This is a genomic window from Thermosipho sp. 1070, assembly GCF_001682135.1.
GTDB lineage: Bacteria > Thermotogota > Thermotogae > Thermotogales > Fervidobacteriaceae > Thermosipho > Thermosipho affectus.
Map to the genome: position 1 here is coordinate 207,129 of NZ_CP007121.1, position 24,851 is coordinate 231,979.

Sequence of the window (24,851 nt, forward strand, 5' to 3'; positions counted from 1 at the left end):
TTTGTCACATCTTTGAAGATAAACCCATAATCCTTAGAACTTTTAAAAGTCATATCCTTCAGTTAAAATATCGTTTATTCCTGCTAAAATTTCCTCTGGGGTAATTAATTCTCCTCCTACTTTATTGATAAATTTAACTTTTGTTCCAGGTTTTACCAATCTCAAAATTTCCCTTCCGTATTGCCCTAAATTCATTTCTGGTATAACAACTGCTTCAACTTTTGAAAGTCTTTTTCTAAGCTCGTGAACTTGTAATGGCCAAATTGTAATTGGCTTGAACAAACCTACTTTCATTTTATCGTTTCTTGCTATTTTCACAGCCTCAAGTGCGCTCCTTGCCACTACCCCATACGCTATAACCAGCACTTCTGCATCTTCTGTCATATACTCATCGTAAATTGAAATCTCATCAATATGGAGCCTTATTTTATTTGACAATCTCTTGATTAATTTTTCTGCAGTTTCATACGCTGCATTTGGGAAACCAGATTCGTCGTGCACAAGGCCCGAAACATGGAATCTTGTTTTACCCATCTCTATCAACGCATTAGGTTTTGGTTCAGCATATTCACTTTCTGCATACGGCACAAATATCTCTTCATCTTCCAATTCTTTTTCAGAAATTCTATCCACAATTTCTATATCTCTACCATTCGGTAATTCAAATGTTTCTCTCATATGGCCCAAAGTCTCATCCATTAAAAACACAACAGGTGTTCTATATACTTCGGCAAGGTTAAAAGCCTCAATTATATACCTATACGCTTCTTGGACAGTTGAAGGGTACATCGCAATTATGGCATGATCTCCGTGAGTTCCCCACCTCGCTTGCATAATATCACCTTGAGCGGGCTTGGTTGGAAGACCAGTTGAAGGGCCTCCACGCATAACATTAACAAAAACACACGGAGTCTCAGTCATAACAGCATATCCTAAAGCCTCTTGCATCAAACTAAAACCCGGGCCGCTAGTAGCTGTCATTGATTTTACCCCCGCAAGTGATGCACCAATCATAGCCGCGGCACTTGCAATTTCATCTTCCATTTGAATAAAAACCCCATTATGTTTTGGTAACTCTCTTGCCATGGTCTCGGCAATTTCTGAAGAAGGGGTAATGGGATAACCTGCATAAAATCTACAACCAGCTTTCAGTGCTCCATATGCAACTGCTTCGTTTCCCTGCCAAAAAACTAATTTACCCATTTTTTTCACCTACTTCTTCTGTAATCTCAACTATGTCAATGGCAAAATCTGGACATAAATTTTCACACATCAAACATCCTATACACGTTGTATGATCTTCTACTTTTGGTCTATTCATTTCCCCCTTAATAATAGTTTTTGTAGGACAAGTGTTATAGCATATCCCGCAACTTTTACACCAATTATAATTTATCTTCACCTTAAACTGTTTCTTCGCCATTACCTCACCTCACTTAATTAATGATAAGAATATACCAGCTGCAACAGCAGAACCTATTACTCCGGCAACATTTGGCCCCATTGCATGCATTAATATGAAATTAGTTGGATCTTCTTCCTGGGCAATTCTTTGAGCTACCCTTGAAGAATCAGGTACAGCTGATACGCCAGCAGCACCAATTAATGGATTTATTTTATCTTTTAAAAATAAGTTCATTAATTTTGCAAATAAAATTCCAGAAACTATAGACGTTATAAATGCAATAGCACCCATACCGAAAATAAGCAAAGATTGAGGTTTTAAAAACACGTCAGCCCTTGCAGATGCACCAACTGAAACACAAAGTAGAATTGTAACTGTATCAAGGATATATCTACTTGCCGCTTCAACAAGTCTCTTTACAACACCTGCTTCTTTTAAAAGATTTCCAAACATCAACATACCAATTAATGGTAATGCCTTAGGGACTATTAGTGCTACAATTATAGTTGTTAAAATTGGGAATAGTACCCTCTCTACCTTGGTTACCTTTCTAGGTGGTTTCATTTTTATTCTTCTTTCTTCTTTTGTTGTCATCAATTTTGAAACCAACGGTTGAAGTACGGGAATTAACGCAATGTATGAATATGCAGAAATTGCAATTATAGATAACAATTCAGGTGCAAATTTTGAGGTTATAAAAATTGAAGTAGGACCATCTGCTCCACCAATAATACCTATCGATGCCGCTTGTTTTAAAGTAAAACCAAACACCCTTGCCAAAAGAAAGGTGATAAATATTCCCATCTGAGCCGCTCCACCAAGAAAAATTGTAATAGGATATGAAAGCATAAAGGAAAAATCAGTCAATGCCCCAATTCCAAGAAAAATCAGTGGAGGATAGATTCCAAGCACTAATCCCTGTTGTATATACCACAAAACACCACCTGGTGAAGATTGAGAAGGAGGATTTAATATGCCAGTAATATCTGGAGGTATATTTGCTAAAATAATTCCAAAAGCTATAGGTATCAAAAGAAGTGGTTCTGCGTCTTTCTCTATAGCAATATAAATCAGCAGTCCGGCAATCCCGAACATTATCAAATTTCCATAACTAATATGCATAAAAGCTGTACTTTGAAAAAAAGATAATAATGATTCCAGCAACTCAAACTCCTCCTTTATTAGCAGATCTATTCTAATTATATATCACTATTTATAATATGAAAAGAAAAATTACTACGTATTTCAAGCAATTAAACCTTATTTTTTTTAATAGCATCTTTTAAACTTAATAATATATAGTAATACGTTAATTCATAGTTATAATTGGAAACTTTTGAAGACGCTATTTTCGAAAACTCCCTTGCAATCGTATAATCCAAACTATATTCTTCGCAAATCCACAGTGCAACCTTTGCAATAGCCTTTAAAATTTTAAAATTTTTTACTTCCAACAATTCCATTACTAACATATTTAAAGCTTTGCTATCTTCTAATGCCTCTTTCATCTTAATGTAAAATGTATAATATGCATTAACACCCAGTTGTTCTGTAATCTTTTCTTCTACAAAATCCTTATTTTTTATTTTTTCAAATTCCTCTGGAAATTCTAAGTATAACTTTTTTTGTATGAAATCTTTAAACTCTTTTATTTTATTTTTTGGAAAATTTAAAACAAATTTTTGAAGCCTACTTCTAATAGTAGGATAAAGTGAATTCCAACTTGTAGTAACTAATATTATTAACGCATATTTTGGCGGTTCTTCCAACGTTTTTAAAATAGAATTTTCTGCTTCAGGAAGCATTTTCTCTGCATCAAATAACACAACTATTTTCTTGCCACTTTCAACGGAAAACGATAAAAAATCCTGTATTTGCCTTATATCATCTATCTTAATATTTTCCTGATCTATAATATAATATCTTTGCATATCATTATTTGTGATTTTGTATACCAAATTCTCTACATAACTTTTTAAATAATTTTTATTGTCTCCAACAATAGCAATTGAAACCCCAGAATATTCCTCCAATACTTTATCTATGTTCACGTTTCCACCTCGTTAATATACATATCTACAACTTCTAAAACATCATTACTATCTTTGACAATAGTTCCTTTATCCATAAAAATTGCCCTATTAGAAAATTCTAAAAACACTTCCGGATTATGAGTGGCAACTATTATACCCATACCCATTTTTTTTAAATCAAATATAAGTTCTTTTAAAACTTGCCTATCGTTTTTATCCAACATTGAAAGTGGTTCATCTAATAGCAGATATTCAGGTTCCATAACAAGTATTGATGAAATCGCAAGTTTTTGTTTTTGTCCTCCTGATAAATTGTGAGGTTCCATATGTTTAAAATCGTATAACCCCGTAATTTTTAAAACCTTTTGTGCCCTTTTTCTTATTTCTTCCCTATCAAGTCCGAGGTTCTCAAGTCCAAAAATAACATCTTCCCAAACTGTACTACCAATAATTTGAGTTTCAGGATTTTGAAAAACATATCCCGTAACAAAATAATGCGGATGGTTTCCTTCAACAATTATCTCTCCAGAGTAATTCACCAATCCTGAAAGTGCTTTAAGAAAAGTGGATTTTCCACTACCGTTATAGCCCAAAAGCAATACAAACTCATCTTTACTAAATTTTGTATCTATCTTTCCCAAGACTCTTTTATTTCCATAAAAAACTTCAAGATTCTTTACAATTATATTATCATCTCCAATTTATCTCCTGCATTAAACTTTAGTATGTCTGCTGCTCTAGATTGATTTACCGCAATTTCAACAAAACCTGTGCTATCATTATGTACTAATAACCCTCCAATATCAACTTCTGCATAATACCTCAAAATGGGTAATTCTATCCATTTTCTTCTAAAAAATAACTTGATCTTTTCCTTTTCTTTTATCCATTCAAATGGTATATTAGTCTCTATATTACCAAACTTATCAATATACGCAACTTCTCCTGATATTTTATTTTCGATTTTCTTTGCCTTTAAATATGGCAAGGTTGCGTAGTTAAATAATTGATTACCAAGCTCTTTAAAAAAACCCTTTGTAATATACGCTGCAACGGGTGAAAAAATATCCCTACCATGAAAAGTACTTGATTTGCTATAATGATATCTTTGGTTATTTAATTCCCTTATCTCTAAAGGTTTTTCTCTTTCAAAAACTAAAGTAAACAATCCATTATCTGGTCCAACAAAATAATAATTTTCCGTTTTAACGGCTATTGCCTTTCTTGCACTCCCTACACCGTAATCCACTACACACAAAAAAACCGCTCCTTTTGGAAAATGCATAAAAGAACGCGAGAGGACATACATCGCCTCCCGCACATTAAACGCAGTTATCTGATGGGTTAAATCCACAATTTCTTCGTCTACTATTTGCTTAATTACTCCTTTACAAATTCCAACATAATGTGAACTTCCCCAATCAGTCATAAATACTATCATAATTATCACCTTAATAAAACAATTTTGTTAATTCTCTTAGATAAAAATCCACAGGTCTATAATTTATAATCGTTTCAGAATACGGTATTTCCGTAATAGAAAATCCCTTCACACCAACTGCATGATATACTTTTCCAATCTTTATCATCTCTATAGCATGCGCAGCCATTTGTGTTGCAATAATTCTATCCATTGCACTTGGAGAACCACCTCGTTGTAAATATCCCAAATTTGTATATCTCCATTCAATTCCAAAATCTTTTAACTGTTTTTCTATATACCTTCCAATAACAATAGACGACCCCTCCTCAGGTGAAAATCTACATTCCTTCTTAATATCTTCAGGAATTTCCACGCCAGATTCGATAACTATTAATGAAAATCTCTTTCTTCCCTCATATCTCCTTTTTATAATATCAATCATTTCATTGAAATTGGTCTTTTCAGCAGAAGAAATAATATAATCAGCCCCACCTGCCAATCCACCAATAACTGCTATCCAACCACTTGGTTTTCCCATTGTTTCAACAATCATAACCCTGTGATGCGATTCAGCAGTTGAATGCAAAACATCAAGCGCGTTTTTTACATTTTCAACTGCGGTAAAAAAGCCTATAGAAAAGTCTGTAAAAGAAAGATCATTATCAATAGTAGCCGGAATTACAATAGATGGTACACCTACATTCATCAAATTTATAGCTGATTTTGCTGCAAGTCTACCACCAATAATTATCAATGCAGAAATACCGTATTGTTCTACCTTACTCTTAATTTTTCCAATTTCGTTATTCTCTGGTACATACAAAGAAGTACCTAACATTGTTCCACCTTGATGCAAAACATTGGAAACATTGCCCCTTAATAAAACATCCAGATCATCCCTTAAAAACCCCTCAAAACCATCTTTTATACCCATTACTTCAACATTTAAATCCAATCCTTTTACAACAGCTGCACGTATAGCCGCATTAATCCCAGGAGAATCATTTCCGACACATAATACTCCCACTCTTTTCATATTATAACCCCCTTACAATTGTCATTAAGACTATAGAGGTAATTGCCATCAATTTAATCAAAATATTGATAGAAGGACCAGAAGTATCTTTGTATGGATCTCCTACTGTATCACCAACGACTGTTGCTTTATGCGCAAAAGAACCCTTTCCTCCAAAATTTCCCTCTTCAACAAATTTTTTTGCATTATCCCAAGCTCCACCTGAATTTGCCATAAATATTGCAAGCATTACACCAGACACGGTTGCACCGATCAAAAGACCACCAACTCCAATCGCTCCAAAAGAAATATAAATCAAAACAGGTGATAACACCGCAAGCATAGCTGGTAAAACCATTCTTTTCAAAGCACCTTTTGTGGCAATTTGAATACATCTTTGATAATCTGGATCTTGCGTTCCCGTCAAAATACCCGGAATTTCTTTAATTTGCCTTCTTATTTCTTTAACCATATCATCTGCCGCATCACCAACTGCATGCATGGTCAATGCAGAGAAGAAAAACGGAAGCATACCACCAATAAGTGCCCCTAAAAATAAATACGGATTACTCAAATTTACAGAGGAAATTTCAGATAATTCACTAAAATTAGCAAATAAAGCCAAAGCAGTTAACGCGGCAGAGCCTATTGCAAAACCCTTTCCCATAGCAGCTGTAGTATTTCCCACTGCATCCAATGAGTCGGTAATTTCTCTTACGCTTGGATCTAATCCCGCCATTTGCGCAATACCACCTGCATTATCAGCAATTGGACCATATGCATCAACTGATAAACTAATTCCCAAAGTTGAAAGCATACCAACTCCTGCAAGTGCTACACCAAATAATCCTAAAATTTTATAAGCCAGAATAACTGCAACGGCAATCAATAATGTGATTATAAAAGTTGATTCCATTCCCAAAGCTGTACCACTTATTATAACGTTAGCAGGTCCCATCATACCAGTCTTTGCAAGTTTTTGTACCTTCTTACCAGAAGTATACCATTCTGTTATAATTCCAATTAACAATCCAACTATTACACCAAAAAACACCACAAAAAATAATTTTAGCCATTCAATATATACGCTGTAAACAAAAGTCATCGATAAAGTTAAAATTCCAGAAAAAATCGTACCAACTCTCAAAGTTTTTGCAGGATTATCTGACTTTTCAGCCTTCAATAATGTATAGATTATTCCAATAATTGAAGAAATTAATCCAAAAATCACAACAAATACCACTGATAAAAATCCTTTTTCTTTAAAGAAGATATTTCCCAATACAATCGCAGAAAAAATTGAACCTACATACGATTCGTACAAGTCTGCACCCATTCCTGCAACGTCACCTACATTATCTCCAACATTATCCGCGATTACAGCGGGGTTTCTCGGATCATCTTCTGGAAGATTGGCTTCTGTTTTTCCTACAATATCTGCTCCAACATCCGCAGCTTTTGTATAAATTCCTCCTCCAACCCTTGCAAATAACGCAACAAAAGATGCGCCAAGCGAATAGTAACTTATTAACTCTATATCCCTAGTAACATAATAGGTTATAGCAAGACCTAAAATTCCCAAAGTGGATACAGTTAGCCCCATAACTGCACCACCTGAGAACGATATTTTTAAAGCTTTTCCTAAACCTTCTGTTGCAGCCCATGCAGTTCTTGCATTTGCCCTAGTAGCTATAGACATCCCAAAATATCCAGCAGCTACTGAAAAAAGAGCACCAACAAGCAAAGAAATGCTCGCCTTATACCCCATAAGAAACAAAAACAAAATTGAAAGGGCAAAAATTACCGGGAAAAACACCTTATACTCTTGGAGCAAAAAAGATTTTGCACCTTTCTGGATAATATTAGATAATTGAGTGGTTTTTTCATTACCAGATGAATACTCTAATATTCTAAAAGATAGAAAAATAATAAATCCAAGAGAAATAAACCCCAAATACAAAAAGTAGGCCAAAATATCACCCCTTCAGAGAAAATTGAGGGCCTTTTCGCCCTCATTTTATCTTTTTATCCACTTTATAACTACAGGACTTGCTATATAAAGCGATGAATAAGTTCCAACTACCGTGCCTATAGTCATTCCAAATGCAAAAGGTTTAATGCTATTTCCAGAGAATAGCAATAAAACAAATATAACTATAAACGTGGTGAGTGATGTATTTATAGTCCTTTTAATAACCTGATTTATACTGTCGTTAACTATATTTTCTATACTTTTTCCTCTAGCTCTCTTTAAATTCTCTCTTATCCTATCATACACAACAATTGTATCGTTAAGTGAATAACCTATAAGTGTTAAAACAGCTGCAATTGCCGCAACATTAAGTTCGTAATTAAAAAATGAGAAGAATCCCAATGTGATTATAACATCGTGGATAAGTGCAACAATTGCACCTACTCCAAATACAAATTGAAACCTCAAAGTTATGTACAATAAGATTGCAAGTAAAGTAAATACAACTGCCTTCCAGGTTAGATTTTTAATTTCTTTAGCTGCATAACCACTGGTTTCGTTAAATCCAATTACATTTGCAACCTTCCCTTTTTCTTTAAATGCTTCAACAATTTTTTTACTAACCATATCTTTTTCTTCTCCAGAATAAACTCTCAACTTTCCTTTTTCATCAAGTGGGGAAACAACTATGGAAAATTTCGTTATATCTTTTGGATCATCAATACTCCTTATTTGAGTTACCCTTGCATTTTCAAACTCTGGTGCCAAGTTTTTTATTACATTTCTCACATATGCCTCATCTACAACATCGTTAACACTCAAGATAATCTCTGAACCACCCAGAAATTCTACACCAAGGTAAAATCCTTTAGTAAATATACTCACAAGAGATGCCGCAACCAAAATTATAGAAAGTATTATAAAAACATTCTTTTTTCCAACAAAATCTATCATGCCCTGGCACCTCCCTTGCCAACACTTTTAACCTTAATCCCACCGGAAAATAGTTCTAAGAAAAATCTCGAGACTATCAAATTAACAAACAAACTACCCAAAACACCTATAATTAAAGTAATGGCAAAACCTTTTACAGTACCTGTACCAAAATAATAAAGGAAAAGTCCAGCAATTATCGTTGTAAGATTTGCATCAAAGAGTGTAATAAATGATTTTGAAAAGGCTGTCGAAATTGCAGCTTTTACTGAACTTCCCTTTCTTAATTCTTCCTTTATTCTTTCATAAATTATTATATTTCCATCAACAGTTGTACCAATAGTCAAGATAATACCTGCTATACCAGGTAACGTTAAAATTGAACCAGTTACCGCCAAAATTCCAAGCAATAAGAATGTATTATACAACAATGCAATATCTGCAACGATTCCCATAACTCCATAAAATACTATCATATACACAAGAACAATAACAACACCAACTATACCCGCTTTTATTGACGCCTCAATTATATCTTTTCCAAGCAAAGGTGCAACCCATCCAGATGAAACTTTCTCTAACCTTGCAGGAAGCGCTCCACTCTTTAAAATTGCAGCCAATTGTTTTGCCTCATCCAATGTAAAGTTTCCCTTAATTAACGCACTACCATCTGTTATCTTTGCAGTAACAAATCCCGCAAATTGCACTCTATTATCCAAAACAATTGCTAATCTCTTTTTTAATGCTTGTTTATATGCAATTCCTCCTTGATTAAGTAATTCTTCTGGTACATAAAGTTTTTCTGTTATTCTCTTAAATACATCCACATAAGCTTTATCCATCTTAAATGTTACAACATAACCAGCTACATTATTTCTATCAACTTGTGGTATTGCCTCAACAATCTTTGGTGAAACAAGCTTCAAACTGGAAATATTAGCAATCTCTTTTTTGACAAGGTACCACTTCTTACCTTCCCTATCAAGCAACCACTCTGCTTTTTCCCTTTTGGCTTCGTTTGTTAATTCTGGATCTATTTTTGGATTTGTGGTTGTCTCATCAACTACTTGACCAAACCAAAGTATACCTGTAGAACCAATTAGTTGTTCTGCTCTAGCGGTATCTGTAGCCCCTGGAATTTCGACAATAATAAATGTGTTTTCTTCTCTAAACGTCTGTTTAACCACAGCTTCGGTATAATTTGCCATATCAAGTCTATTTCTTAAAACAGTCCAGACATCTTCCGCAATCTGTGATGGATTTTCTACAGATTTGTCGATATCAACTTTGTATTCAATTCTTGCTCCTCCACTAATATCAAGTCCTAATCTTATTCTGTTAAATAAACTTGCAAATCCTCTATATCCATTTGAAGTAGGCCAAAGTAAGGATACAAAAGCAAGTGCAATAACTATCAATGTTATTACGCCTCTGACTTTATTTTCTTTCATCTAAATACCTCCCCTTGGTTTATTATTCCTCCTTGTTTTTTATTACTTTTGCTACATAAACCTTTGCAATTTCAAGTTCAGTTGTATTGTTACTTTTTATTTTTAGTGTATCTTTTTTTACATCTATAACCTTTCCTACAATACCGCCAGAGGTAATAACAGTATCTCCCCTCTTAATTTCAGAAATCATTTGTTTAAATTGTTTTTCCCTCTTTTTTTGAGGTAAAATCATCAAAAAATACATCATTACAAAGAAAATGAGTAAAAGGAATAACATTTGAAAAAGTCCACTCGCAGCACTTGGAGCAGCCGCTGCTCCCGGATTGGACACTCCAGCAGATGGATCAGGTACACCTGAATAAACAAAATTTGACATAAAAACACCTCCTATATTTTAAAAATTTATTCTTTCTGCAGCTTTAACAAGATGCTCCATTAATAATACAGTTGTAATTTTTCCCACACCTCCAGGTACAGGTGTAACTTTTGCAATATCGGAAACTTCCTTAGCAACATCCCCCACAATACCATTCTCCGTAACATTTATTCCCACATCTATAACCACGGCATTTTCCTTAACCATTTCTTTGGTTATGAGTTCAGGCCTTCCCGCAGCAGCAACTACAATATCTGCCTTCTTTGTAAATTCTGAAAGATTTTTCGTTTTTGTATGACAGACAGTCACCGTAGCACTTCTATCACGCCTCAACAACATTAAAGACAGTGGTTTTCCAACCGTATTACTTCTTCCCACAATTACTACATTTTTCCCAATAATTTCCGTATAACTTTCCAAAATCTTTATCACTGCTTCGGCTGTACATGGTGCAAAAAACTCTTCTCCATATGCAAGCATCCCCAAATTATACGGATGTCTACCTTCTATATCTTTTCTCGGGTCCAAATTTTCAAAAACTTCCATTTCATCAACATCAGGCAGTGGATGCGTTACAAATATACCATCTATTTCTTCATCATCTGAAAAACTTCTTAGCAATTTAATAACGTGCTGTGGTGTTTTTCCCTCTATAATCTCATAATCCAATCCAAACCGCTTAGCAGATTTCTCTTGACTTCTCAAATAACTTATTGTAGATGAATCAGGTTTGTATGTAACTACAACAAGTTTTGGCTCTCTTCTTAACTTTTCAATCCTTTTTAAAAGCTCACTTCTAATTTGTGTATACAAAGGTTTTACGTCAATATACATCAAAATCCCCCTTTTAAAATTTTTTAATTGGCTTTACCCCCTTTGAATATAATATCCCACAAGCTTCGAACATCCCAATTTTGGTTCTCAAAAGTCTAACACCATTTAATTGAGCAACTCTTATCGTTTCGGGCATTATTTCTCTATTTCTAACTATTATAACAGCCGGAATTCCAACCACGCCGGCAGTTCTAACACATTGTGGAGTGGCAAGCCCTGTAATTAAAAGCGATCCTTCCTCACCAAAGGCCAATACATCGCTCATCAAGTCAGATGCAGCAACTTTCTCGATTTCAATTTCCAAATCACCATTTACTAGCACTTCTGCATTTAAAAGCTGAGCAATTTCTGATAATTTCACAATTCCACCCCTTTTAAAATATCTCCTCTGTAATTAAATTTCAAAAACGCCTCAAATGTCCATGGACATTTTTCCTTAAATATCTCTGCAATCTTTATTGCATATTGCTGTATTTCAAATTGCGCATGAGAATCTGCACGCAAATTTAAAAAATTCATCAAGCTCCTTGCATTAACAGTCCAATAAAATTGCGTATAAGATGACATTGGAAGAACTATCCTAGCCATTTCCCTTGCAACTCCTATTTTTAATAGCTCTTTATACGCTCTATAAGAATCTTCTATCGCTTTATTTATCAATTCAAGCGCCATATTTTTTAAATCCTCATCTTCAACCTTTACCGCTTTTTGTTTATCTTCTTTTACATTTTTTCTTATGTGATTTGGTATATAAAATTCATCTTTTAGCTCTGTATATCTTAAACTTGCTTCGTTAAAAGACCCTATTCTATGTCTAAACCACTGTCTTGCAACAAAAATAGGAGTTTTTACATGAAATGTGAAAACAATATGCTCAAAAGGAGTCTCATGTTTATGCTCCATTAGATAAAAAATCAATTTTTTATCCTTATCAGGTGTCTTAATCCCCTTACCATATGAAACACGTGCAGCCTTTACAGCAGAATAATCATCACCCAAAATATCAACTAATCTCAAAAATCCTTTATCCAGTACCTTATATTCCAAAAAGAGGCACCCCCATTTTCTTAACTATTATTCTATATCTTTCTTCATCTATAATACCACTTTTATACCATTCTTCAAGTTCATTAATCTTTATTAAATTCACAACAGGTTTAAAAGTCAACCTATGTTCTGGAGTAAGTCCATATTTTTCTATTAAATCTATGTGCAATTTTGTAGGATAACCTTTATGTCTTTCAAATAAATAATTTGAAAACCTCTTAGAATAGAAATTAAGTATTCTATCTCTAATGACCTTTGCAACAATTGAAGCGGCAGAAATTTCTTTTACAAGAAGATCACCTTTAATAATACATTTATACAGATATTTCAATTTTAAGTTTTTTCCGTCTACTAATACTAAATCGAAATCTACTTTCCTTCTTAACATATCAAGTGCCCTGTTCATTGCAAGCTCAGTTGCATGCAATATATTCAATTTATCAATCTCAGCAGGTGTTGCAATTCCGATACCAAAAAATGAATTTTTCAATATCTCAAAAAATAATTTTTCTCTACTTTTAGCGGTTAATTTCTTTGAGTCGTTTATCCCTTCAACATCGTTAGTTAGAACAACGGCACCTGCAACAACGGGTCCAAATAATGGGCCTCTACCTGCTTCATCTACACCTGCAACTATCATATTATCGCTCCGTAAACTTTATCTATATAGCCTAAAAAATCTTTTACATCTTTGCCGGTGATTATAAACAACCAATTGTCTTTCCACCAAGCAACTATATCAATCGCCTTATACCTCATTTGAAAATATCCTCGATCAAATAAACTATATGTTAAATAATTCAACTTTAAGGGGCTACCAAACTGATTTTTAAATCTTTTCCAATTTTCCTTTGCACGCAACTTATCATTATACTTAAATACATAAAATGTACCATTAAATCCCTCAAATATTCCATACAATCCCCTTTCAAGCTCTACACCATAGATTTCTTCAATTTCACCAATTGAAACAAGTGGATATTCAAAACTATCTAAAAGCAAAATCGCGCTTTTTTCCGAAAAACTTCCAGGCAAAGAAGGGGTTTTAAATAAAATACCACAACTTGAAATTAAAAGCACTAATGAAATGATTAAAATCCAAAATTTTTTCATAGTTTATATACCCTCCCCTAAAAGTCCAAATAATTCCAATGCTTTCTTTATTATATCACGTCGCATTGCAAGGTCAGCGTGAGATGCCTTGAAAAATACATTTAAGTCCCCGTACGCACTTGCACTTATTGTTGGTACCATTCCATCATTCTCCAAAAAAACCGAATTTTTCGGATATATGTTATCAATAACATATTTTAGAAAATAAAGTCCAACAAAACTTGGTAAGTGTGTTTCAAGGATTTTGTCTAGATCTGTTACGGTAAAATCTAACTTTCCAACAAAATTTATTACTCTAATATTTTTAGGAATTTTTGGATAATCTCTTCCAAAAACCAAATACTTATAATTAGGTGCCACAATATATCCTTTAAATAAGTTAGCTAGAAACAGTGCATATTTTATTAATTCGAACCTTTGCCCAATATATAAATCAAAAAAAGATTGATCAAAAGTTGCAATTTGTGCAAGTGGTGAACCCAAATGTGGTGTCCCAGCAAAAATCACACATTTTATCTTTTTTGCAAAATTTTCATCTTGCAAAGCATACTTCAATAAAATTCCACCCATACTATGTGCATAGATATAAAAACTGTCAAATCTACTTGTTAAGTCTACTAATTCTTTTGAAATATTCTCAAGTGGCACATCCAAACTGGGATATAAAAAAAGGTAAAGTCCAACGTTTTCCGGTACTTCTTCTTTAAAAGTACTTATCATATTTTCTTTATAATAATCAATTTTTTCATCTACTTCTCTTGGTGAAATTCCATGGATAAGAATTATTTTCTTTTTTCCATCTTTTATCTTCAACAACTCAGGTTTAAAAGGATTCCAATCTTTTTCCTCAACTTTATCGTATTCAAAAAATGGTTTTATTTTTATATCCAAACTTCTAAAAACAACTACACCTTTAAACTTATACTCATACAAAGTAGAAGAAAACAAAAAACACGAAATTAAAACTAATAAAACAGATAATCTTTTCAATTTATTCCTCCTCAAAATATCTAAAAAGTATCTTTGAAAATTCATTTAAATCCATGTGATATACAAGATCAGCAAACTCATCATATGAGGTACTATCAATATTAATTATAACCAAATTCCCTTGATTTTCTTTTATCAATAAAGGAAAAGAAGCAGCAGGATATACCTGCAAAGAACTTCCCATTACAAGTAATGTATTTGCTTCTTTTAAAAGACTATACGCATAATCGAGGTTTTTTACGTTTTCTCCAAAAAATACAATATCAGGTCTTATTATTCCACCACATTTACAGTAATACTTTTCAGGAAAAGAATATTTTCTTCCACACCTTTCACAATAAAATCTGCTTGCATTTCCATGGATTTCAACTACATTTTTTGATCCTGCCTTAAAATGTAAATTATCTATATTTTGAGTAATAATACCTATTAAATATCCCAAATCTTCTAACCTTGCAAGTAATCTGTGTGAAATATTACACTTTGCTTTATACATTTTACTAAATTCTTTCTTTACGAAGTCATAGAACTTTTCAGGATATCTTTTAAAAAATCCATAATCAAAAATTTCATGACCGTATCTTTCGTACAATCCATTTTTTCCCCTAAAATCCGGAATACCACTATTTGTACTTATTCCAGCTCCAGTTAACGCAAGCACATTCCCCTCTTTTATAATTTCAACTAATTTTTCGAGCATATTCCCACCACACAATCAAAATAAAAACAGGTATAACCATTGATTTAAAGAAAAAAACCACTAACAAGGCTAACCCTAAAACAATAATCTTTTGTTTATCCCATTTTTGTAATCTTACTATAGAATACAAAACTCCTAAAACAAGCCCTAAAATTGAAGCATAAATCCCGTTAAAAAGGGGAGAAAGTTCATTTGAATATTTTCCTACTAACGTACCGGCTAATACTATAACCAAAACCGGTGGAATCAAAACACCAAATACTGCAAATACGATTCCCCAAATCCCAAAAACTTCTTCACCTATTAAAATTGCCATATTAATTGCTATAGGGCCTGGCATAGATTGTGCAAGAGATAAAATTTTCCCAAATTTTTCATCATCCATATAATTTGAAAATTTTCTCTTAAAAATTGGAACCATAGCATAACCTCCGCCCAATGTTAAAGCGGAAGTAACAAAAAATTTTGTAAAGATTTCCCAAAGTTTAGAATAATCCTTCTTCATTTTCATTCTCCAAACTTTCTAAAAACTCTCTATATTTTTTGTCTATCTGTTCTTTTTCATGTTTAAAATTAATAAGCTTTTTTCTAGCTATGGAAAGTAAATCAACGGCCTTACCATATAACTTTAAAGCAAGCTCTATATCAACATCATTTTGATGAAAATAATCTTTTATTCTTTCTATTTTTTCGATAAGATCGTTGAATTCCAATCGTTCCATATCTTCAATTTTTAAAGAGAGTATGTCCTCCATACAATTCCTCCTTTTTATTCTTTCTCTCATTAAACACCTTTACATTGATTTTTCCATCCTTAAGATAAAGTCCCAATTTTTCACCTATCTTTATTTGCCTTATACTACTTACTTTCTTTCCGTTTTTCAAAATGACTGCTCCACCAAAAAGTAGCGGGGCAAGTTCTTCTTTTTTTAACAATTCTTGAAAAATTACATTTATGCTAGATTCTGCACGGGAAATCTTTAATTCAAAATCTTTTTCAAGTAATTTTGCATAATTGAGCATATTACTTTCTTCATTTTTAAACTTACCATTCATTTTCTCAGAAATAAAATTGAGAACATCCTCTGAAATCCTACGCTTTGAAAAATCTATCTTATACTCTAGATGATTTTCTAAATTTTCATAATAATTATCCAACAAATAATTAATGTTTTCAAATCTAACTGTAATTGTTTTATTTATGTAATCTATAAGTTGGAAGTTCAATATGTTATTAACATTTTTGAATAAACTCATTACCAACAATCTCAAATCATTCCAATTATTATCAACTTTCTTAATATTATCATCTATCTGCTTAGAAATTGCCCTTGCAACTTCTGTAGGCGTTGCAAACCTTTTCCATGCAACATAATCTGGAATAGTAAAATCCCTTTCATGTCCTATTCCAGATAACACGGGGCAATATTCATTAAACTTTGCAATCTCAACGCCTAATATTAAATCATCAAAATACATTAAGTCACTCTTTGCCCCTCCACCCCTTGCAATTACAACTACATCATAATCAATATTAGATCTTTTTATTCTATTTAAAGCTAAAATTATTCCCGTTGCTGTTCGCGCACCTTGCATTGGTGATTCATACAAATGAACGATTGGTTGATAAAGATAGCTAACTTTTAAATTTTTCAAAAAATCCTCATAGCCTGCGGCAGTACTTGAAGAAATAATTGCTATTTTCTTTATAGGCGGAAGTTCTGATAAATCGTGTTTTTCGAGCATAAGTAAATTTCTCATTTTAAGTTCTTTTAATATTTCTTTCCTTCTTTTCTCTATTTCAGATTCTCCAACAGGTGCAATAGTATCTGCAAAAAATGTAAAACTCATTCTATCTCTATAAAAAGATAATTTACCTTGAAAAATCCACTTTTTCCCCACTAGATCTTTTTCACTTTCTATCCCCAAAACTTTTAACATACGTGGATACAAAAATTTTAAAACAAAAACCGTAATCTCAATGTTTCTCGTTCCTTTTTTTCCTGGATAGGTCTGAGAAACATCAATGTACAATCCCGTGTTATGTACATTTGCCCTTACAACATCCGCATAGAACCTAAATGTTTCCTGTGTAATACCAGTAGATTCTATCTTATTTACAACGTACTCGTTTAATTCTATCAAATCTTTAAATTCTTTCACTATTCCCACTCTTTTCCTTCGTATAAGTCTACTTTTAATGGGACTTTTAACTTAACAGAATTCTCCATTTTGTCTACTATTATTTCTTTTACTATTTCCAATTCCTCCTTTGGAACTTCAAAGACTAATTCGTCGTGAACTTGCAAAATCATCTTTGTTTTTAATTTTCTCCTCAAAAGTTCATTATGTATATTAATCATTGCAATCTTTATGATATCTGCTGCTGTGCCTTGAATCGGTGTATTTATCGCTATTCTTTCACCTTCTTGGCGAACATTTTTTGACCTTAGCTGTGGAATATATCTTTTTCTTCCAAACAAAGTCTTTACAAACCCATTCTTTTTTGCAAATTCCACTGTCTGTTTAATAAAATCAAAAACACCATTGTAATATTTAAAATAACTATCTATTATCTTTTTTGTCTCATTTACATTCAATCCTATTCTCTTTGACAAGCCATACGGTGAAATACCGTATATTATCGCAAAATTTACCATTTTTCCCATTCTTCTCATATCTTCTGTTACCATTAATTCAGATATATTAAAGATATTTGCAGCGGTAATGGTATGGATATCATAATTATTTTTAAATGCTTCAAGTAATTTTTCATCCCCACTCATGTGGGCTAAAATTCTCAATTCAATTTGTGAATAATCCGCTCCGACTATATACCAGTCTTCAAATTGAGGCTTAACAGCTTTCCTAATTTCTCTGCCTTCTTCAGTCCTTGTGGGTAAATTTTGAAGATTAGGCTCTGAACTGCTCAATCTACCTGTTGCAGTTCCCGTTTGATGAAAGCTACTATGTACTCTCTTTGTAATATCATTAACAGAATTTGGTATTGAATCAATATAGGTACTCTTAAGCTTTTGATATTTTCTATGTTCCAGTAACAATTGCGCAATTTCATATTCCTTGGCAAGTTCTTCTAAAACCTCTGCATTTGTTGAATCTCTACCCGTTGAGGTCTTTTTAATAGATGGAAGTTTAAGTTTATTAAACAACACTTCTGCAACTTGCTTAGAAGAATTAATATTAAAACGCTCACCGGAAATCTCATAGATTTTTTCTTCTAATCTTCTCATCCTCTGTTCATATTTTTCGGATAATATTTTCAAATAATCCAAATCAAAATACACTCCATTTAATTCCATTTGAGCAAGTACATTTATAAGTGGCATTTCTATGTTGTAGAACAAATCTTTTATTTCTGATATATGTTTACTCAATATATGAAACAATCTAAATGTAATATCTGCATCTTCGCAAGAATACTCTGCAGCTTTTTCAATTGGAACAAATGAAAAATCATTCCCAAATAAGGGAACACTACCATCTACTAATTCGTCAAAGCTTATCATTTTATACCCCAAAAACTTTAAAGATAACTCTTCAAGATTGTACTTTCTTTCATCAGGATTTAAAAGATACGCAGCAACCATTGTATCAAAATATGGGGGATGGGGATCAATTCCAAAAAGTTTAAAAATCTTATAATCAAACTTTAAATTCTGACCCACTATATTAAACTCTCCACTTTCCAAAATTTCCTTTAAAAACTTTAATACATACTTTTTTTCAAAATTTTTTCCATTGACATGTGAAACGGGGATATAGTATGCTTTACCTTCCTTTGTAGCAACAGATATCCCTACAAGTTTTGCACTATATGGTTCAAGTGAAGTTGTTTCTGTATCAATGGAAAAAACTTTCATTTTCTTTATCTCATCTTGTAGTTTTTCAAGTTTTTTTAAATTATCCACTACAATATATTCCTTTTCAAATTCCTCTTGCAAATTAAGTTCTTTAACTATCGAAGAAAATTCAAAATTTTTCAAAACTTGTAAAAGTTTTTTTTGATTATACCCCTTATATATCAAATCCTCTGCTTTTAAATTCAAGGGCACGTCGTATATTAGTTCAACCAATTCTCTACTTAATGTTAAATTTTCCTTTGAATTTTCAAGTAATTTTTGTAGCTTATTGGTAAGTAACTTTTTATTTTTTATAACATTGTCCAAAGAACCATATTTTTTCAACAAAGATGTGGCAGTCTTTTTTCCTATTCCCTTAACACCTGGAATATTATCAATTTGATCTCCAACAAGAGAAAGATAATCTGCAAATTGATACGGATAAATCCCGTACTTTTCATACACTTTGCTTTTATCGTATAAAACTAAATCTGTAATTCCCCTTTCTATCCGCCAAACAAAGATCTTATCATCAACAAGCTGCAATAAATCTTTGTCACCTGTTATTATATTTATCTGTTCAAAATCATCGTAAAATTTTTTTGCAAGTGTTGCGATAATATCATCCGCTTCGTATCCCATTAATTTTAACACTCTTAACCCAAAACTTTCCACAAATTCCTCTATATACGGAAGTTGTTCAATTATAAGCTTGGGGGTTTCAGGCCTATTTGCTTTGTATTCAATCAAAAGTTCTTTTCTTTTCTGACTTCCTCCTTTTGAATCTAAAACAAAAGCACAAGCATCTTTATTAATATTGATATGCTCTTTAAAAAACTTTATTAACATCTTTGCAATTCCGTATACTGCATTTGTATGCTTTCCTGTAGAAGTCTTTAAAGATTGATCTATTGCATAAAACGCCCTATAAACTAAACCTGTACCATCAAAGAGAAACAGATTTGCCATCTTTTTGCATCTCCCTGATCTCATGCAACGTATTTACAGCACGTCTCAAATGTGGTATAACGATTGATCCACCTACAATTAAAGCCACATCAAACACCTCAAAAAATTCCTCATCGCTCACTCCATGCTCTACACACCTAATCATATGATATGTTATACAATCATCACATCTTAACACCATAGAAGCAACTAATCCCAATAACTCCTTAGTTTTTTCATCTAACACACCTTTTTTGTAAACATTTGTATCCAGATTAAAAAACCTTTTTGTATTCAAAGTACCATTTTCAAGTATTTTCTCATTCATCTTCTCTCTGAATTTTTTAAATTCTTCAAGATTCATATTATTCCTCCTTTAATTCATAAGTGAAAATAACTTCATCTCCATTGGAAAGTGGTTCTGTAAAATAAGCGCTTTTTCCATTTTTTAACAATTTATAATTTTTTATTTTCTTTAAATCAATCTTAAACTTGCTAAATATATCGGCTAAAATTATCCCCCCGCCATCTTCAGAATAAGTTGTATATATTTTATCACCATTTTTTATTTCATATTCTTTACTTACCAAAACACCATTTACTTCATACAAAAGCGTATCCTTTTCAATTACCTCTTCTTTTCCATTCAAAACTATCTTTACACTCTTCGTTTCACTCTGGGCAACATCCTTTATCTTCAAAGGAGTTATTTCAAAAACAACTTTAAGTGTTTCCCCAGGATCTACCTGATTTTTGTCCGATAATTCCAATTCGTTTTTAAAAATCTTCACTTTACCAACTTTTTTCTCTTGATAAATATCATTATAAAAAAACTCTACTGTTGCAAGTTCCCTTTCAAGTTCAGCCCTTATATCTTTGACAAAAACTGGATTATAATCAATCTTATCTCCATCTTTTAAAATAACATTCTCCTTTATAATTTCGCCATTTAATGAAACAGATGGAAAGTATTTCCTTTTTTTATCACCAAAATCCAAAATTATAGGTAAAACTACATCATAAAGACTATAGGATTTTTCACCTGTTTGTGATGGTTTACCAATAACTATTCTATCACCATGTTTTACTTTATCTCTTAATGTAGCACGTTTCCCATTAATATAAATGGGTGCGGGTTTTGGTAATTCACCTTTTAATATTTTCATCTTTCCATTAATTTCAAGAACAATAGATTCACTTGGTTTTCCCAAAAGATCAATCATCGAATATCCACATTGTAGAAGTACTTCGCTTAACATATGCCCACCAGAAAAACCAACTAATTGTATCGGTTCATCATTTACAAATACCTGTTCAAAAATAGTACCACTCTTTGTAAGTGCAGTATACGCAATTCCTAGCGGAGTTACAAATTCACTACCAACAACAATTCCCGTATTATCTAAAATATTCAAGTTTTTTGCATCTTTTAAAGATATATTATCAATTTCTATATCCAACTTTTCTGCAAGTCTTTCCACGAATCCTGGAACTTTTGCCCCACCACCAACAACCATTACCACTTGCGGCTTGTCACCATTTAAGGTTAAAATCTCTTCAGTAATCTTTGTTGTAATATTATCAACTACCGGTCCAATTATTTCGTTAAGTTTTTCTTTTGTAATTTCTTTTTCTTTATCTAAGATATTTCTATAAACTTTTTTATTTTCTTCTGGAGTATTTAACCAACGCTTTAAATTTTCCGCTGTGGAAAAATCTACAAGTAAAGCCTTTGTTATTGATTCTGTCATTTCATCTCCAGCAAGTGGCACCATTCCATATGCTATAATGGTTCCTTCCTTGGATATGGCAATATCACTAGTACCCGCTCCAACATCAACCAAAGCTATATTTAAAATTCTTAAATCTTCCGGCACAGTTATATTTATCGCAGCAATTGGTTCCAAAGTCATGTGTGTCATTGTAAGATCTACTTTTCTCAAAACTGACACCATTGCATCCACTACTTGTATCGGCAAAAAGGCCGTTACAACTTCTACTTTTGCATTCTTGCCTTTTAACCCCTTTATTTTTTTCAACCAATTTCCGTCTAATTCATATTTTATTACGGAATAACCCACACAATACATATTTTCCGCATCAATCTTTTGCACCGCGCTATCAACCGCAGAAAGTTCTAATCGCGTTATAAGCTCATCATCTATCTCATTAACGTGTGAAATATCCTCTTCATATTCACCAATAGCCGTGGTCAAAAATCTTCCTGCAAGTGCAACAGCTACTTTATCCAAAGTCACATTGTTTCTACTTTCAAGCTCTTCCTTTACCTTCTTAACCACCCTTGCAACTTTTTCCACATCGTGAATTTGTCCATCCAACATTGCACGATGTTCGTGTTCTTTTAATACTATATCATGGACTATAACTTTCTCATCTTCCAACGAAGCTAACACACCTGCAATTTTTCTTGTGCCTACGTCCAGAGCAAAAACCAAGCCTCACACCTCCACAACGGTAACTCCAACTCCACCTTCACTTGGCCTTCCAAAACGATAACTTTTTATCCTCTTGTCTTCTCTTAAAAAATTCCATATATTCGAAGCCAAGCTTCCAGTACCTTTTCCATGCACTATATATCCATTCGAATAATCAGAGTATATAAGATCATCAATAAACTTATCCACAAGTTCAATAGCTTCTTCCACAGTCTTTCCCCTTAAATCAATTTCATTTGAAGAAAGCACAGAAACACTTTGATATAAAACAGGCTCTTCATCTTTTTTAGGTGGCTCAACCTTTCTCAATCTTGACTTTTTTACCTCTATTTTTAATCCATTAAAATCTACAAGAATTTTCCCGTTTTGCCTTTTTTCAATTATCCTACCAACAGCCGTTCCATCTACCAATTTAACGTAATCCCCTTTGTTTATTTCCTGGGCTATATTTGGATACTTTAAACTTTCCAAAGTTTTATCCACCTGGGTAATATCCTTTTCCCTTTGTTCAAGCCTTTTTAATTTTTTCTTTATTAATTCTTCGCTATTTGTTTTGGTAGAAAACAATGCAGACTGGATCTCTCTTTTTGCCGTTCTAAATTCCCTATAAATATTCCTCAATTCTTTATCAAGTTCCTCTATTTTCTTTAACTTCAAAATACTATATTTTTTTTCATACTCCGATTTTAATCTCTCATATTCTTTTAACGTCTTTTCAAGAAGCTTCTTCTTTTCTTCTAGTTCACTCACTTTTAAATTCAAATGTTTAATTATATTTTCAATTTTTAAATGATCCTCAGATATATATATCTTTGCTCTATCAATAATATCTTTATTCAATCCCAACCTTTCTGAAATTTCAAACGCATGTGATGCACCTGGAGTATTTAAAAGTAACCTGTAAGTTGGAGATAAAGTATTTATATCAAATTCCATTGACGCAGTCATAATATCATCACGTTCCATCGCAAATAACTTTACATTCGTAAGGTGAGTAGTAATAATAAATTTAATATTTTTTTCAAGCAAATGCTCTATAATTGCAATTGCAAGAGCACTACCTTCAAATGGATCAGTTCCCGAACCTAATTCATCTATAACCACCAAAGAATTTTCATCGGCATCTTTCAAGGCTTCTATTATTCTTACCATATGAGAAGAAAAAGTGCTGAGATTTTCCACAACATTTTGAGAATCACCTATATCTACAAACAACTTGAAATTTGGAATTCTTGTACCTACATCTGAAAGAACGGGAAAACCATGTTGGGACATGAATATAAACAGAGAAATAGTCTTCAAAGTAACAGTTTTACCACCAGTGTTTGGACCTGTAATTATCAATCCTTTTTTATCTTTAGGAATATCTATAGAAATTGGAACAACTTTATCCCTTGAAATTAATGGATGCCTTGCGTTTACTAACTTTAAATACGTACCTTCTGGCTTTACCACAATCCCATTATTTTTATACGCATACTTTGCACGAGCGAAAAGTGAATCAATATGCCCAACTATCTTTATATCGTTAATTAAATGTGCATATCTATCGTGAATTTTACTAGTTATTCCTCTCAATATTTTATTGATTTCTATCTTTTCTTCACTTCTTAATATTTCAATTTTATCATTTAAATGTATGAACTCCTGAGGTTCAAAAAACAATGAAACTCCAGTATTTGAAACTCCATGAACAATTCCTTTCAAATGTCCACGTGCTCCTGATTTAATTATAAACACATATCTTCCATTCCTAATCGTATACAACTGCTCCTGTAAATATCTACTATTTTTTGAAATAAATTTTTCAATCTTTTCTTTTATTTCTAAAGATAACCTTTTTTGCTCTTTTCTAATAACGGACAAGTTTTTAGATGCCTTATCCTTAACATTTCCATCAGGTTCAAACACAGATTCAATTTCATTAATCAATGCATCATAATTTCCTAACTTTGATATATAGAAACTAACTTTATACCTTGTACTACTTATAGCTTCTTTCAAGCTATGCACAAGTAACATAAATTCCTTTATCTTAAATATTTCATACGGCTCAAGAATGGGATAATTTTTTGTTTTTTGCAACAAAGGTCTAATATCTTCAATTTTTTGAAAAACAGGTAACCCTTGGGTTACCTGTATATCAAACACTTCTTGAAGATACTCATACTCTTCACCATTCACACATTCTTTTGAAATTTTTTCCAAGTGTTCTCTACCATACACAGAAAAAGTATATTCCAAAAACTGCTTAAAAACATCTTCCCAATCCAAAAACCGCTCCATATCAAACTC

At 32.6% G+C, this 24,851-nt stretch carries 25 protein-coding genes; all 25 read right to left on the reverse strand.

Annotated features, from left to right (window positions below; translation table 11 throughout):
• Positions 1 to 42: 42 nt before the first annotated feature.
• The gene (locus Y592_RS01020; protein ID WP_075665228.1) at positions 43 to 1,203 is read right to left on the reverse strand and encodes a 2-oxoacid:acceptor oxidoreductase subunit alpha; all 1,161 of its coding nucleotides are present in this window, start codon (positions 1,201 to 1,203) and stop codon (positions 43 to 45) included.
• Positions 1,196 to 1,423, reverse strand: coding sequence for a 4Fe-4S dicluster domain-containing protein (locus tag Y592_RS01025; RefSeq protein ID WP_075665229.1), 228 nt, complete (start codon positions 1,421 to 1,423; stop codon positions 1,196 to 1,198). The genes Y592_RS01020 and Y592_RS01025 overlap by 8 nt, the downstream gene beginning before the upstream one ends.
• 9 nt (positions 1,424 to 1,432) lie before the next feature.
• Complete coding sequence (locus Y592_RS01030) at positions 1,433 to 2,569, reverse strand: sodium ion-translocating decarboxylase subunit beta (protein ID WP_075665230.1); 1,137 nt, start codon at positions 2,567 to 2,569, stop codon at positions 1,433 to 1,435.
• Between the two features lie 89 nt (positions 2,570 to 2,658).
• A complete protein-coding gene (locus Y592_RS01035; RefSeq protein ID WP_075665231.1) occupies positions 2,659 to 3,456 on the reverse strand; it encodes a DNA polymerase III subunit delta' in 798 nt (265 codons plus the stop codon).
• Entirely contained in the window at positions 3,453 to 4,079 is a 627-nt protein-coding gene (locus tag Y592_RS01040) for an energy-coupling factor ABC transporter ATP-binding protein (protein ID WP_088368824.1), read from the reverse strand. The genes Y592_RS01035 and Y592_RS01040 overlap by 4 nt, the downstream gene beginning before the upstream one ends.
• Before the next feature lie 41 nt (positions 4,080 to 4,120).
• Complete coding sequence (locus Y592_RS01045; protein ID WP_075665233.1) at positions 4,121 to 4,879, reverse strand: SAM hydrolase/SAM-dependent halogenase family protein; 759 nt, start codon at positions 4,877 to 4,879, stop codon at positions 4,121 to 4,123.
• A gap of 10 nt (positions 4,880 to 4,889) precedes the next feature.
• Positions 4,890 to 5,897, reverse strand: a complete 1,008-nt coding sequence (locus tag Y592_RS01050; RefSeq protein ID WP_075665234.1) for a 6-phosphofructokinase — start codon at positions 5,895 to 5,897, stop codon at positions 4,890 to 4,892.
• A gap of 1 nt (position 5,898) precedes the next feature.
• Positions 5,899 to 7,848 (reverse strand): sodium-translocating pyrophosphatase, encoded by a 1,950-nt coding sequence (locus Y592_RS01055; protein ID WP_075665235.1) that lies wholly within the window; start codon positions 7,846 to 7,848, stop codon positions 5,899 to 5,901.
• 45 nt (positions 7,849 to 7,893) lie between these two features.
• Complete coding sequence (secF, locus tag Y592_RS01060; protein ID WP_075665236.1) at positions 7,894 to 8,802, reverse strand: protein translocase subunit SecF; 909 nt, start codon at positions 8,800 to 8,802, stop codon at positions 7,894 to 7,896.
• Positions 8,799 to 10,232, reverse strand: a complete 1,434-nt coding sequence (secD, locus tag Y592_RS01065; RefSeq protein ID WP_088368825.1) for a protein translocase subunit SecD — start codon at positions 10,230 to 10,232, stop codon at positions 8,799 to 8,801. The genes secF and secD overlap by 4 nt, the downstream gene beginning before the upstream one ends.
• 22 nt (positions 10,233 to 10,254) lie before the next feature.
• Positions 10,255 to 10,608, reverse strand: a complete 354-nt coding sequence (gene yajC / locus Y592_RS01070; RefSeq protein WP_088368826.1) for a preprotein translocase subunit YajC — start codon at positions 10,606 to 10,608, stop codon at positions 10,255 to 10,257.
• An 18-nt stretch (positions 10,609 to 10,626) separates the two neighbouring features.
• Complete coding sequence (locus Y592_RS01075; protein ID WP_075665239.1) at positions 10,627 to 11,442, reverse strand: bifunctional 5,10-methylenetetrahydrofolate dehydrogenase/5,10-methenyltetrahydrofolate cyclohydrolase; 816 nt, start codon at positions 11,440 to 11,442, stop codon at positions 10,627 to 10,629.
• A 13-nt stretch (positions 11,443 to 11,455) separates the two neighbouring features.
• The gene (locus tag Y592_RS01080) at positions 11,456 to 11,803 is read right to left on the reverse strand and encodes a hypothetical protein (RefSeq protein ID WP_075665240.1); all 348 of its coding nucleotides are present in this window, start codon (positions 11,801 to 11,803) and stop codon (positions 11,456 to 11,458) included.
• Entirely contained in the window at positions 11,800 to 12,489 is a 690-nt protein-coding gene (gene thyX, locus Y592_RS01085) for an FAD-dependent thymidylate synthase (RefSeq protein ID WP_075665241.1), read from the reverse strand. Before thyX ends, Y592_RS01080 begins: the two co-directional genes overlap by 4 nt.
• Positions 12,479 to 13,129, reverse strand: a complete 651-nt coding sequence (locus tag Y592_RS01090; RefSeq protein WP_075665242.1) for a ribonuclease HII — start codon at positions 13,127 to 13,129, stop codon at positions 12,479 to 12,481. Before Y592_RS01090 ends, thyX begins: the two co-directional genes overlap by 11 nt.
• Complete coding sequence (locus Y592_RS01095; RefSeq protein ID WP_075665243.1) at positions 13,126 to 13,602, reverse strand: DUF3242 domain-containing protein; 477 nt, start codon at positions 13,600 to 13,602, stop codon at positions 13,126 to 13,128. The genes Y592_RS01090 and Y592_RS01095 overlap by 4 nt, the downstream gene beginning before the upstream one ends.
• Before the next feature lie 3 nt (positions 13,603 to 13,605).
• Positions 13,606 to 14,592: a lipase family alpha/beta hydrolase gene (locus tag Y592_RS01100; protein ID WP_075665244.1), complete on the reverse strand. Its 987-nt coding sequence runs from the start codon at positions 14,590 to 14,592 to the stop codon at positions 13,606 to 13,608.
• Position 14,593: 1 nt separating this feature from the next.
• Positions 14,594 to 15,292, reverse strand: coding sequence for an SIR2 family NAD-dependent protein deacylase (locus Y592_RS01105; RefSeq protein WP_088368827.1), 699 nt, complete (start codon positions 15,290 to 15,292; stop codon positions 14,594 to 14,596).
• Positions 15,273 to 15,803, reverse strand: a complete 531-nt coding sequence (locus Y592_RS01110; protein WP_335743679.1) for a chromate transporter — start codon at positions 15,801 to 15,803, stop codon at positions 15,273 to 15,275. The genes Y592_RS01105 and Y592_RS01110 overlap by 20 nt, the downstream gene beginning before the upstream one ends.
• Positions 15,778 to 16,047 carry an exodeoxyribonuclease VII gene (locus Y592_RS01115; RefSeq protein ID WP_075665247.1) on the reverse strand — a complete coding sequence of 90 codons (270 nt, stop codon included), beginning with the start codon at positions 16,045 to 16,047 and terminating at the stop codon, positions 15,778 to 15,780. Before Y592_RS01115 ends, Y592_RS01110 begins: the two co-directional genes overlap by 26 nt.
• A complete protein-coding gene (xseA, locus tag Y592_RS01120; protein WP_088368829.1) occupies positions 16,019 to 17,464 on the reverse strand; it encodes an exodeoxyribonuclease VII large subunit in 1,446 nt (481 codons plus the stop codon). Before xseA ends, Y592_RS01115 begins: the two co-directional genes overlap by 29 nt.
• The gene (gene polA, locus Y592_RS01125) at positions 17,455 to 20,121 is read right to left on the reverse strand and encodes a DNA polymerase I (protein ID WP_075665248.1); all 2,667 of its coding nucleotides are present in this window, start codon (positions 20,119 to 20,121) and stop codon (positions 17,455 to 17,457) included. The genes xseA and polA overlap by 10 nt, the downstream gene beginning before the upstream one ends.
• Positions 20,099 to 20,464: a carboxymuconolactone decarboxylase family protein gene (locus Y592_RS01130; protein ID WP_075665249.1), complete on the reverse strand. Its 366-nt coding sequence runs from the start codon at positions 20,462 to 20,464 to the stop codon at positions 20,099 to 20,101. Before Y592_RS01130 ends, polA begins: the two co-directional genes overlap by 23 nt.
• A 1-nt stretch (position 20,465) precedes the next feature.
• On the reverse strand, positions 20,466 to 22,556 hold the full coding sequence (locus Y592_RS01135; RefSeq protein WP_075665250.1) for a cell division FtsA domain-containing protein: 2,091 nt from the start codon (positions 22,554 to 22,556) through the stop codon (positions 20,466 to 20,468).
• A gap of 3 nt (positions 22,557 to 22,559) precedes the next feature.
• Positions 22,560 to 24,842 carry an endonuclease MutS2 gene (locus Y592_RS01140; RefSeq protein ID WP_075665251.1) on the reverse strand — a complete coding sequence of 761 codons (2,283 nt, stop codon included), beginning with the start codon at positions 24,840 to 24,842 and terminating at the stop codon, positions 22,560 to 22,562.
• Positions 24,843 to 24,851 lie beyond the last annotated feature (9 nt).

Excerpts from the sequence above, each read along its gene's own strand:
- Y592_RS01020 (WP_075665228.1), bottom strand. The coding sequence starts at position 1,203 with ATGGGTAAATTAGTTTTTTGGCAGGGAAACGAAGCAGTTGCATATGGA.
- Y592_RS01025 (WP_075665229.1), bottom strand. The coding sequence starts at position 1,423 with ATGGCGAAGAAACAGTTTAAGGTGAAGATAAATTATAATTGGTGTAAA.
- Y592_RS01045 (WP_075665233.1), bottom strand. The coding sequence starts at position 4,879 with ATGATAGTATTTATGACTGATTGGGGAAGTTCACATTATGTTGGAATT.
- Y592_RS01050 (WP_075665234.1), bottom strand. The coding sequence starts at position 5,897 with ATGAAAAGAGTGGGAGTATTATGTGTCGGAAATGATTCTCCTGGGATT.
- secF (WP_075665236.1), bottom strand. The coding sequence starts at position 8,802 with ATGATAGATTTTGTTGGAAAAAAGAATGTTTTTATAATACTTTCTATA.
- secD (WP_088368825.1), bottom strand. The coding sequence starts at position 10,232 with ATGAAAGAAAATAAAGTCAGAGGCGTAATAACATTGATAGTTATTGCA.
- yajC (WP_088368826.1), bottom strand. The coding sequence starts at position 10,608 with ATGTCAAATTTTGTTTATTCAGGTGTACCTGATCCATCTGCTGGAGTG.
- Y592_RS01075 (WP_075665239.1), bottom strand. The coding sequence starts at position 11,442 with ATGTATATTGACGTAAAACCTTTGTATACACAAATTAGAAGTGAGCTT.
- Y592_RS01090 (WP_075665242.1), bottom strand. The coding sequence starts at position 13,129 with ATGATAGTTGCAGGTGTAGATGAAGCAGGTAGAGGCCCATTATTTGGA.
- Y592_RS01095 (WP_075665243.1), bottom strand. The coding sequence starts at position 13,602 with ATGAAAAAATTTTGGATTTTAATCATTTCATTAGTGCTTTTAATTTCA.
- Y592_RS01105 (WP_088368827.1), bottom strand. The coding sequence starts at position 15,292 with ATGCTCGAAAAATTAGTTGAAATTATAAAAGAGGGGAATGTGCTTGCG.
- Y592_RS01110 (WP_335743679.1), bottom strand. The coding sequence starts at position 15,803 with ATGAAAATGAAGAAGGATTATTCTAAACTTTGGGAAATCTTTACAAAA.
- Y592_RS01115 (WP_075665247.1), bottom strand. The coding sequence starts at position 16,047 with ATGGAGGACATACTCTCTTTAAAAATTGAAGATATGGAACGATTGGAA.
- polA (WP_075665248.1), bottom strand. The coding sequence starts at position 20,121 with ATGGCAAATCTGTTTCTCTTTGATGGTACAGGTTTAGTTTATAGGGCG.
- Y592_RS01130 (WP_075665249.1), bottom strand. The coding sequence starts at position 20,464 with ATGAATCTTGAAGAATTTAAAAAATTCAGAGAGAAGATGAATGAGAAA.
- Y592_RS01140 (WP_075665251.1), bottom strand. The coding sequence starts at position 24,842 with ATGGAGCGGTTTTTGGATTGGGAAGATGTTTTTAAGCAGTTTTTGGAA.